The 9,720-nt window shown below is 69.4% G+C and carries 10 protein-coding genes and 1 pseudogene; 5 read left to right on the top strand and 6 right to left on the bottom strand.

What is annotated here, in order from left to right; all coding sequences use genetic code 11:
• Window positions 1-475 (bottom strand): hypothetical protein (locus VLF18_RS04400; RefSeq protein ID WP_325278405.1); only part of this gene is annotated, 475 nt, incomplete at its 3' end.
• Between the two features lie 513 nt (window positions 476-988).
• Between VLF18_RS04400 and VLF18_RS04395 the strand changes: the two genes are divergently transcribed.
• The 3 genes and pseudogenes from VLF18_RS04395 (at window position 989) to VLF18_RS04385 (ending at window position 4,465) form a co-directional block, all read left to right on the top strand.
• Window positions 989-1,408, top strand: coding sequence for a hypothetical protein (locus VLF18_RS04395; protein WP_325278404.1), 420 nt, complete (start codon window positions 989-991; stop codon window positions 1,406-1,408).
• A 795-nt stretch (window positions 1,409-2,203) separates the two neighbouring features.
• Window positions 2,204-3,766, top strand: a pseudogene (locus VLF18_RS04390) (S8 family serine peptidase); the annotation flags it as partial.
• A 102-nt stretch (window positions 3,767-3,868) separates the two neighbouring features.
• Window positions 3,869-4,465 carry a proprotein convertase P-domain-containing protein gene (locus VLF18_RS04385; protein ID WP_325278406.1) on the top strand — a complete coding sequence of 199 codons (597 nt, stop codon included), beginning with the start codon at window positions 3,869-3,871 and terminating at the stop codon, window positions 4,463-4,465.
• Between the two features lie 506 nt (window positions 4,466-4,971).
• On the opposite strand, the gene VLF18_RS04380 is transcribed toward VLF18_RS04385, so the two are convergent.
• Window positions 4,972-5,457, bottom strand: coding sequence for an asparaginase domain-containing protein (locus tag VLF18_RS04380; RefSeq protein WP_325278403.1), 486 nt, complete (start codon window positions 5,455-5,457; stop codon window positions 4,972-4,974).
• Window positions 5,458-5,590: 133 nt separating this feature from the next.
• Here VLF18_RS04380 and VLF18_RS04375 point away from each other — a divergent pair, with 133 nt between their 5' ends.
• Both VLF18_RS04375 and VLF18_RS04370 read left to right on the top strand, forming a co-directional pair.
• The gene (locus VLF18_RS04375) at window positions 5,591-5,992 is read left to right on the top strand and encodes a hypothetical protein (RefSeq protein WP_325278402.1); all 402 of its coding nucleotides are present in this window, start codon (window positions 5,591-5,593) and stop codon (window positions 5,990-5,992) included.
• On the top strand, window positions 5,989-6,348 hold the full coding sequence (locus VLF18_RS04370) for a hypothetical protein (RefSeq protein WP_325278401.1): 360 nt from the start codon (window positions 5,989-5,991) through the stop codon (window positions 6,346-6,348). The genes VLF18_RS04375 and VLF18_RS04370 overlap by 4 nt, the downstream gene beginning before the upstream one ends.
• 19 nt (window positions 6,349-6,367) lie before the next feature.
• Here the strand turns inward: VLF18_RS04370 and VLF18_RS04365 are convergent, their stop codons facing one another.
• From VLF18_RS04365 to wrbA, 4 genes are read right to left on the bottom strand one after another with little or no spacing between them, the layout of a single operon-like run.
• The gene (locus VLF18_RS04365; protein ID WP_325278400.1) at window positions 6,368-6,943 is read right to left on the bottom strand and encodes an RNA 2'-phosphotransferase; all 576 of its coding nucleotides are present in this window, start codon (window positions 6,941-6,943) and stop codon (window positions 6,368-6,370) included.
• A 24-nt stretch (window positions 6,944-6,967) separates the two neighbouring features.
• The gene (locus VLF18_RS04360) at window positions 6,968-8,632 is read right to left on the bottom strand and encodes an acyl-CoA dehydrogenase family protein (protein ID WP_325278399.1); all 1,665 of its coding nucleotides are present in this window, start codon (window positions 8,630-8,632) and stop codon (window positions 6,968-6,970) included.
• Between the two features lie 12 nt (window positions 8,633-8,644).
• Complete coding sequence (locus VLF18_RS04355; RefSeq protein ID WP_325278398.1) at window positions 8,645-8,989, bottom strand: DUF2069 domain-containing protein; 345 nt, start codon at window positions 8,987-8,989, stop codon at window positions 8,645-8,647.
• Window positions 8,986-9,585, bottom strand: a complete 600-nt coding sequence (gene wrbA, locus VLF18_RS04350) for an NAD(P)H:quinone oxidoreductase (protein ID WP_325278397.1) — start codon at window positions 9,583-9,585, stop codon at window positions 8,986-8,988. The genes VLF18_RS04355 and wrbA overlap by 4 nt, the downstream gene beginning before the upstream one ends.
• Window positions 9,586-9,720: the final 135 nt, after the last annotated feature.

Here is a 9,720-nt window from a genome sequence, read left to right as displayed (position 1 = left end):
GTGCGGCAGCGGCCGGCGATGCGGGGACCTGCCGTGCGAGCGGAATCAGCGGCGTCGGCGCGGCAGGCGGCGACGCCTGGCTCGTCTTCACGACCGGAATTTCGGCGCTGACCCGCGCGCTCGGCAACGTATGCACGGCGGCCTTGGTCGTCGCGGACAGATCTGTCAGATCGGCGCCGAGCGCCTCGACCATGTTCGCGAGACGCTCCAGGTCGCGCGCATTCGGCACGAGGGCGTCGTCGATGAACGAGCAGAGATACGCCGCGAGTTCGAGCGCATCGCTGTTGAGCTTGTCGAGACCCAGACGCTCGCTCGTGTCGGCGACCTGATCGAGTTCGTCGCCGAGCTGGCGCGCGGCGTTGCGGTCCCAGCCGCCCTGCGCGAGCGGCTGCCAGCGGCGCACGAGTGCGAGACAGCGTTCGCGCAGTTGGTCGCGCGCGGCAGCGTCGGTGCGCCGACTGCCCTGGTTGCTCATCGATGCCCCCCCGGGCGCAGATCGTGCAGCGGGCCGGCCGGCGAGCGCAGATCCTCCGCCGATGTGCCCGTTTCGATGACCTGCTTAGCCATCCGATTGCCCTGTGTCGTTCCTGGAGGCGCGCTGACCGCCGCGCCTTGGAACGCAGCATGCAGCGTGCGGTTACGGACTGACGTGCGTGCAATCACAGTTTGATCCAGAGGGCAAAGGGGTTCCAGTCGCGTCGGGCCGGGCGGCACGGCGACGTTCCGCATACCTGCACAAGGTGCGCCGGAGCGGCAAAAGTCGCCGCTGCGTGCATGCGGCGTGCCTGCAAGGCGTGAGTTCGCGGGGGTCTCTGAGGACATGTCTCGGGGCATTGCGCGGGACGCGTGCGGCGGTTTCGGTAATGACCGAGAACGCAGTCCGGTCCGCGAAGCCCTCATCGGCGGCGACAGTTGACCTCGCCGGAAGCCGCCGCCAAGCTTCGCGCCGGTCGGTCGATCGGCCCGGCACAGTGTGGAGAAGTCGATAATGCGCAAGTATCTGCATTGGTTCGCGATAGGGGTGTTCGTCCTCACGCTGCTGTGGCAGTGCCTGCTCTGGGGCGGCGCCAGCACGCTGCCGGAAATCGGCCCGCTGATGCGGCGTTCGGCCATGCGCGAGGCGCCGCTCGTCGCCGGGCTCATGGTCAGCGGCGAAATGCTCGGCAAGGTGCCCGCGCTCGGCGATCTCGGCCGCGGCTGGGCCGCGAAGGCGTTCGAGCCGGCCAAGGAACGCATCGTGGCGGACCCGGCCGTGGCCATGGACTACGTGTTCGGCGAACCGTTGAACTCGTCGCAGCGGCTCGCGACGCGCGGCGTCTACGCACTGCCGATACTGCTCGCGCTCGCCATCATCCTGTGGTTCCGCCGGCCCAGACAGGTCCGCATGCTCGGTGCAAAGCGCCGCTGACTTCGCGACCGCGGTGCCTCGGACGGGCGGCTTGCGTCGCGCTCCTTCCTTATAGTGCTGCGCTCGGCCCAAAGGCCGAGCCCGGTTCGTCGCTCCTCAGTCCAGAGGCCGCTCTCATCAGCCGCTGCCGTTTGCCGGTCGGTGACGATGACTTGCCGGCGTCCGCGCAGTTCGGCCGCAAACGGCGGCCGGACCGAAAATTCCGGTCGTTCAGGAAACAGACGCGAAAGCGTCGCTTTCTGACAAATTGGGTCACTTTCCATGCGCCGGCCGACGGTGTCCAGCGTCAACTACGGCGCGGGCTGCGCCGCATCCGAAGCATTTCGTAGAATTGTTAATTTGTCCGTACAAATATGTTGCGGCGCATTACAAATCGTGATGGATCAATCACTTAGCGGCGGTTTTTGATTGACGAACGGTTACAGCCTTAGTAGGTTGCCCCGCGTTTTCGGAACCGGGGGGTTTCGGATGCACGCTCGCGAGGACCGGTCAGCAGCGCCCTGAGCAGGCGCTGCGGTCCATCAGCACAGCAACTACCCACGACGGGCCGCGACGGGGCGGTCCTGACGGCGGACGTGCGCGGCGAGCGGACGGGAGCGATTCACGGGGGCTGGTTTTCCAGCCAGCCCGATCTTTCCTAATTCCGGTGGGGGTTCAGTCGTGAAAGTAGCTTCGCAACGCGGTATTCGTCGGAGTGCGCTGGCGCTGGCATTGCTCGGCGCAGCCGTTTCGGCGCAGGCCGCGGGTATCACTGCAGCCGAGCGTTCGGCCTATGCCGGGCGCGTCAATTTCGCCGTGGCCGCGCCCGGCGAGCAGGTCGACAGCTTCATCGTCTACTACAACGGCCAGGAAGGCCGTCTCGCGCGGACCGAAACGGCCTCGGCGCAGGCCATGAGCCTCGCCGCCGGCGACGTCTCGCGCGTCGGCAAGGACCTCGGACTGAATCTCGGCATCGAGCGCGAACTCGCCACCGGCGGCGTGCTGATCCGCGTCGCCGCGCCGACCGGCTCGCGCGCCGTCGCCGTCGACGCCGAGCGCGTCATGGTGGAAATTGCGAAGAATCCCAATGTCAGCAAGGTGGAGCCGAACAAGCGCGTGCGGGCGCTGTTCGTGCCGAACGACACGCGCTACGGCGAACAGTGGGACATGTTCAACGCGACCGGCGGCATGAACGTGCAGTCGGCCTGGGACGTGGCGACCGGCAGCGGCGTCGTCGTCGCCGTCATCGACACCGGCATCGCGGCGCATTCGGATCTCTCGGGCCAACTGGTCGCCGGCTACGACTTCATTTCCAGTTCGACGACCGCGCGCGACGGCAACGGCCGCGACTCGAACCCGAACGACGAAGGCGACTGGTTCGCGACGAACGAATGCGGCGTGCCGTATTCGTCGAATTCGAGCTGGCACGGCACGCACGTCGCCGGCACGGTCGCGGCGATCGCGAACAACAGCAAGGGCGTCGCCGGCGTCGCGTTCAACGCGAAGGTCCAGCCGGTGCGCGTGCTCGGCAAGTGCGGCGGCTCGATCGCGGACATCGCCGACGCGATCATCTGGTCCTCGGGCGGCAGCGTCTCCGGCGTGCCGGCCAACGCGACTCCGGCCAAGGTCATCAACCTGAGCCTCGGCGGCCAGGGCGCCTGCTCTGCGACCGAGCAGAACGCGATCAACGCGGCGCGTTCGCGCGGCACCGTGCTCGCGATCGCCGCGGGTAACGACAACGCCAATGTGTCGGGCTTCGATCCGGGCAACTGCAACGGCGTCATCTCGATCGCCGCGACGACCAAGGCCGGCAGCCGCGCGAGCTACTCCAACTACGGCGCGCTCATCGACGTGTCGGCGCCGGGCGGCGACGGCGGCGGCGGCGCGGGCGACATCCTGTCGACGCTGAACTCGGGCACGACCACGCAGAGCAGCGAGTCCTACGCGTTCTACGCCGGCACCTCGATGGCTTCGCCGCACGTCGCGGGCCTCGCCGCGCTGATGCTGTCGAAGAATCCGTCGCTGACGCCGGACCAGATCGAAACGCTGATCAAGAACAACGCCAAGCCGCTGCCGGGCACCTGCACCGGCGGCTGCGGCACCGGCATCATCGATGCGGCCAAGACGCTGGCCGCCGTCGGCGGCGGCGGCAACGTCGCGCCGGTCGCGAACTTCAGCGTGACGACGAGCGGCCTGACCGCGAACTTCACCGACAGCTCGACCGACAGCGACGGCTCGATCGCGTCGCGCGCGTGGAACTTCGGCGACAGCACGACCTCGACCGCGGCGAACCCGAGCAAGACCTACTCCGCGGCGGGCACGTTCACCGTGACCCTGACCGTCACCGACAACGGCGGCGCGACCAACACCAGGACCCAGTCGGTCACCGTGTCCTCGGGCGGCGGTGGCGGCACGGCGCTGAGCAACGGCGTGGCCAAGACCAACCTGTCCGGCGCGGCCAGTTCCGAGACGACCTACACGATGGTCGTTCCGGCCGGCGCCACGGGCCTGAAGTTCGTGATGGCGGGCGGCACCGGCGATGCCGACATGTACGTGAAGTTCGGCTCGGCGCCGACGACGTCGAGCTATGACTGCCGCCCGTACCAGTCGGGCAACAACGAGACCTGCACCATTGCGACGGCGCAGGCCGGCACGTACTACGTGAAGCTTCGCGGCTACAGCGCCTATTCCGGCGTCAGCCTGACCGGCAGCTACACGGCCGGCGGCGGTGGCGGCGGTCCGTTCACGAACACGACCGACTACACCATCCCGGATTCGAGCTCGGTCAGCAGCCCGATCGCGGTCAGCGGCCAGAGCGGCAACGGTTCGACCACGACGCAGGTCGCGGTCAACATCGTGCACACCTACCGCGGCGACCTGCAGATCGACCTGATCGCGCCGAACGGCACGAGCACGCGTCTGAAGAGCGGCAGCTCCAGCGACGGTGCGGACAACGTGGTCGCGACCTACAGCGTCAACACCTCGGGTTCTCCGCGCAATGGCACCTGGCAGCTCAAGGTGACCGACCTGTATTCGGGCGACACCGGTTACATCAATCAGTGGTCGATCCAGTTCTGAGCGCAATTACGAGTAAATGAACTCGGCGCGCGGCATGAAGCCCGCGCCGAACCTTCCGGCGGGATTGCCGGGAGTGGGCAGGACGCCCGACGGGACGTTCCGTAGCCGCGGCGGGTGCCGCGGTTACGGCTTCTTCCGAGCGGCAGGGGTTTGCCGGACCAAATTCCGAGCGCGGCCGTGGCGGCTGCCTCACGCATCGCGCGTCCAGCCGCGGCTGACGCGCAGCCATCCTCGGAGGGGAGGAGCCCGGTTCACACGCAGTCTGCTGCGTGCCGTTCCGGTCTGGCGTGGTTCGTTACGGCCAACGCCATGCAATGTCGCCGGCGCACGGGCCGGCGTCAGTAACGGGAGAACCCTCGGCCGCCCCTGCGGCCGGGGGTTGCTTCGTTGGCGGGGCCGCTGCGACGAGCGGTGATTGCGGGACCAACCCTGCCGGCCGCTCGCGTCGCGAGCACTGGCCGCCGCCTTGACCCAGGCGCTCCAAAGACGAAGGCGAAGCGCGCGCGTCAGCTTGCTTCGAAGCGGTTCGCGGTGCGGTTCTTGCGGACCGTCTGCGGGTTCCAGATGCGGCCGTTCATGGCGATGTAGACGCCGTCGGGCGAGGACTGCAGCGCGCCGATCGCGCAGCCGATGTTGAACACGGCGTCGGAGCCCTGGAAGCGCGCGGGATTCAGCGCGCCGGTCAGCACGATGACCTTGCCGGAGACCGACTGCAGCACGCGCGCGGTCTCGACCATCGTGTCGGTGCCGTGCGTGACCAGCACGTGCCGGTGCGGCTGCTGCGCAATCGTGCGCCGGATGAGTTCGCGGTCGTCGTCGGTGATGTGCAGGCTGTCCTTGCGCAGGATCGGAATCACGTCGAACGCGAAAGCGACGCCGAGCTGGTGCAGCACTTCGCCGATGTACGGTGCGCCGATCTGATACTCGGACTTGTCGTCGAAATAGATCTTGTCGATCGTCCCGCCGGTCGTGACGATGCTGAGGTGATTCATCGAGGGGGCCTGGCCGTGGTGCGCCGGCGCATTATGCGGCGCGCCGACGTTCGCCTGCGTGGCTGGCATCGATGCGGCGCGTCGGTCCGAAACGCTATGCTCGGGGATCGTCGACGATTCAGGGGAAAGTCGCGTGACCGAGGTTCTGACCGATGCCGCGCCGCACGGCGTCACGGATACGCGCCGCGGCGCGGGCCTGTCGAAACGGCAGGCGCTTGTCGTCGCGCTCGGCAGCCTGCTGCCGTACGGCTGGGAAAATACCGTCTCGGGTTTCCAGGTCGGATTTCATCTGCTGTTCGCGCTGACGGTCGCGCTGCTCTGGGTCGTCGCGAGCCGCCCGGCAACCTGGGCGACGGCGCTCGTCGTCGTCGTGCTCGTCGCGGTCGCGAGACGCCGGGGCGTATCCGCGTCGGCCGTCTCACGGCGGTCGGCTATTGCCTGTGGCGGGCGCTCGATCTGCGTCCGCTGCCGGAACTGCGGCCGGCGGCTTTCGTCAGTCCGCAAGCCGGCGAAACCTGTTCGCTCGACATCGTGAATCTCGACTGGGTGCCGGCGAACAAGCGCCTGTATTTCGACTACTTACCGGCCGTGCGCCTGATCGGCTGGAGTATTCACAAGGGCGCCGCGCCCGATGCGCCGCTCGAATTCATGCTGTCTTCGCCGGACGGCGCGTACGCGCTGCGCGCTTCAGTGAATGCGGTTCGTCCCGAGCTGGAAATGTTCCACAAGGACCCTGCACATACGCGCGGCGGTTTCGATTTCGACATCGACGCCGCTGCCGTGCCGCCGGGAAATTATCGCGTGCTCATGCGGCGCGGCGACGCGCCGTTCTGCGATTCGCAGGTGACCGTGAACATCGCGCGCGCGACCGACGCGCGCCTGCTGTATTGAACGAAGGCGCTGCGCGGCGTCAGTCGGATGGTTCGCTCGTGACGGCCAGCAGCGACGCCGGCACCCGCGTGGTCAGCCAGACGCCGTTGTCCGCGCGAAAGAACGGCAGCCCCAGCGCGAGCGCGCCGGCGACATCGATGCGCAGCACGACAGGCTTGCCGTGGCGCGCGCCGACGGCGCGAGCGGTTGCGATATCGGCCGACAGATGCACGTGGCGGCGCGATCGCGGCCTGAGTCCTTCGCGCAGGATCGCATCGAGAAAGCGCGTCGCGGTGCCGTGATACAGCGGCGGCGGCGCGGCGACCGGAACGAGGTCGAGTTCGACTTCGACTTCGACCGAGTGGCCCTGCGCCGCACGCACGCGCAGCCCGTCCTCGCTCAGCGTGAAGCGGCGCTTGTCGTTGTGCGCGACGACGCGGTCGAAGTCGGCGCGCGCGATCGGCTTGCCGCTCGCGGCGGCGCGGGCGAGCAGCGTGCCGATGTCGGCCCAGCCCTGTGTGTCGAGCGTCAGGCCGATCGCGCCGGGATCGTGGCGCAGCACGAGACTCAGGAACCGGCTCACGCCGACGAGATGCTTCGGAAGGTCGTCGCTCATCGGCGGCAGCGGTGACGCGGACGCTCAGGCGTCGCGTGCCAGCCGCGCATCGTCGTCGGCCTGCGCGACCGGCGCGCCGGTGCAGCCGGCGACGAAGCGTCGCGCGGCGGCGCAGGCGCGCTCGTCGTTCTCGTGCGCGAGCGACCATGCGGCCTGGCGCAGCAGCAGCGCGGCGGCGAAATGACGTGCGAGCGCGAGCGCGAGTTCGCGCGCGGCGGCTTCGAGGCGTTCGGGCTGCGCGGCGAGCGCCGCAAGCCGCGCTGCGAGTTCGTCCGCGCCGGCGCGCAGCGCTGCCGCGGCAGGCTGCAGGCCGGTCGCGTCGACCGTCTGCAGCAGCGCATCGAACGCCGCCTGCCACGCGCCGAAGGCGGCCGGGTTGCGCAGCACGCGCAGCACGTCGAGCGACAGCACGTTCGTCGTGCCTTCCCAGATCGGCAGCACCTGCGCATCGCGCAGCAACTGCGGCAGGCCGCTGTCCTCGATATAGCCCGCGCCGCCGAGGCATTCGATCGCCTCGGAGCACAGCGCCACGGCGAGCTTGCCGGTCCAGAGTTTCGCGAGCGGCGTCAGCAGGCGCAGCAGCGCCGCCTCGTCCGCGTCGGCCTTGCCGTGCTGCGCGCGGCCGAGCAGCTCGGCCACATGGAAGGTCAGCTGGAACGCCGCCTCGAAATCCGCCTGCATGCCGCCGAGCGTGGTCTGGTGCAGCGGATGCTCGATCAGCAGCCGTCCGAACGCGCGGCGCCGCGTCGCATAGTCGCGCGCGAGCGCGATCGCCCGGCGCATCGTCGCGATCGCGCAGACCGCGTTCCAGCTGCGCGTCACGTTGAGCATCGGCGCGATCGCGCGCACGCCGTGACCGACGCCCGCGACCGGCGTGCCGGGAACGCCGAGCAGTTCCGTCTCCGCGCTCGGCAGCTCGCGCGTGCCGAGCTTCGGCTTGAGCCGGTTGATCGCGAGATCGCGCCAGCGTCCGTCGGCATCGCGCGGTTCGAGGTAGAACAGGGTCAACGCATCGGCACCGTCGCCGGCTCCGTCGATGCGCGCCAGTGCGAGCGCGGTGTCGGCCTGCACGGCCGAGGTGAACCACTTGCGGCCGTAGAGCCGCCAGCGGCCCGATTCGTCGCTGCGCGCGACCGTCTCGCTGTTGCCGACGTCCGAGCCGCCCGGCGTTTCGGTCATCCACTGGCCCGAGATCCAGAAGGTTTGCGGATCGCGGCTCAGATAACGCGGCCAGGCGCGCGCGAGGAGTTCGGTATTTGCGGCGGCCTTGAGGCAGGTCGCGGCGCCGTCGGTCATCGCGAGCGGGCACGTGAAGAACGCGCTCGCGACGTGATGCAGGTACACCATCGCGAACTGGTGCACGCGCGCGTGCTCGGCATAGGTGTCTTCGTGCCCCGCGGCGACGAGGCCGAAGCGCGCCGCGATCTCGCGCGATTCGTGCCAGGCCGGCGTCAGTTCGATGCGATCGATGCGGCGTCCCTGCGAATCCCACTGCGTCAGGACGGGCTCCGGCGCGCTGCGTTCGCGCGCGCGGCGCCACGCGTCGGCAGCGTGTGCGCCGAGTTCATCGAGTTCCGGCGCGATTCCCTCGCGCATCGCAGCCGGAAGGCTGCGCGCGAGCTGCGAACGCAGCACGCGATCGTCGCGATACTGATTGCCGAGTTCGGCGGCGCTCTGGATGAAGGTCATGCGGCAGTCTCCTCAGGCGCGCGGCGTGCGCTTGTAGCCGCGCGCGCCCCAGCCGAGCGCAGCGATCAGCGCGAGGCACAGCACGATTTCGACGAGCGCCAGCGCGCGGACGCGCGGCTCGCCCCAGGCGGCGACGACGCCGTGACAAAAGTAGAACAATCCCAGAATACCGACCCAGAGCAGCGCGCGGCCGACGCTGCGCCGCAGCGCGATCAGCGGCAGCAGCAGCGGCACGACGGTCAGCGCGATCGCGAGCAGCGGCGAACCGTTCAGCGGCGGCGCGAGCCAGCCGTGCCAGAGCAGATGCAGCAGCACGAGGCCGGCCCAGATCGCGAGTCCGAGATGGCGCGGCGTCATGGCGCGGCTCCGAGGCGGCGGGCGACATCGGCCACGCGCCGGCCGAGCGCGCGTGCGAGGTCGCGCTCGACCTCGCTGATCGCGCGGTCGCCGCCGCTGCCGGCGACGTGGCTCGCGCCGTAGGGCGTGCCGCCGTCGCGCGTCGCCGACAGTCCGCGTTCGGTGAACGGCAGGCCGACGATCAGCATGCCGTGATGCAACAGCGGCAGTTGCATCGACAGCAGGGTCGACTCCTGCCCGCCGTGCTGCGTGCCCGTGGACGTGAACGCCGCCGCGGGCTTGCCGACGAGCGTGCCCGAGGCCCACTCGGCGCCGGTGCCGTCGAGAAAATGCTTGAGCGGTGCGGCCATGTTGCCGAAGCGCGTCGGACTGCCGAGGATGAGTCCGGCGCAGTCGCGCAGATCCTCGCGCATGGCGTACGGCGCGCCGGCCTCGGGTTCGGGCGGCGCGGCGACTTCGGTGACGGGTGCGACCGGCGGCACTTGGCGCAGGCGTGCGCGCATGCCGTCGACTTCCTCGACGCCGCGGGCGACATGACGGGCCAGTTGGGCGGTCGCGCCGTGGCGGCTGTAATACACGATCAGGATTTCGCTCATCCGTGCGGGTCTGCGGCGCGGCGGCCGTCTTTATGAGGTCGGAACGGCGTGCAGGTTATCATCGCGCCGCCCCGGCCAGACCGTGCCGCCCGGACCCGATGTCGCGCATGAGGAAGGATCCCGACCAGTGGCGGG

The organism is Tahibacter sp. (genome assembly GCF_035481375.1).
GTDB lineage: Bacteria > Pseudomonadota > Gammaproteobacteria > Xanthomonadales > Rhodanobacteraceae > Tahibacter.
Note: the sequence above shows the minus strand (reverse complement) of the source record. Positions and strands in the feature narration are given on the sequence as shown.

Bases quoted from the DNA above. Each gene is read 5' to 3' on its own strand.
- VLF18_RS04360 (WP_325278399.1), bottom strand. From the start codon at position 8,632: ATGACCTTCATCCAGAGCGCCGCCGAACTCGGCAATCAGTATCGCGAC.
- VLF18_RS04395 (WP_325278404.1), top strand. From the start codon at position 989: ATGCGCAAGTATCTGCATTGGTTCGCGATAGGGGTGTTCGTCCTCACG.
- VLF18_RS04365 (WP_325278400.1), bottom strand. From the start codon at position 6,943: ATGAGCGACGACCTTCCGAAGCATCTCGTCGGCGTGAGCCGGTTCCTG.
- VLF18_RS04385 (WP_325278406.1), top strand. From the start codon at position 3,869: ATGGTCGTTCCGGCCGGCGCCACGGGCCTGAAGTTCGTGATGGCGGGC.
- VLF18_RS04380 (WP_325278403.1), bottom strand. From the start codon at position 5,457: ATGAATCACCTCAGCATCGTCACGACCGGCGGGACGATCGACAAGATC.
- wrbA (WP_325278397.1), bottom strand. From the start codon at position 9,585: ATGAGCGAAATCCTGATCGTGTATTACAGCCGCCACGGCGCGACCGCC.
- VLF18_RS04355 (WP_325278398.1), bottom strand. From the start codon at position 8,989: ATGACGCCGCGCCATCTCGGACTCGCGATCTGGGCCGGCCTCGTGCTG.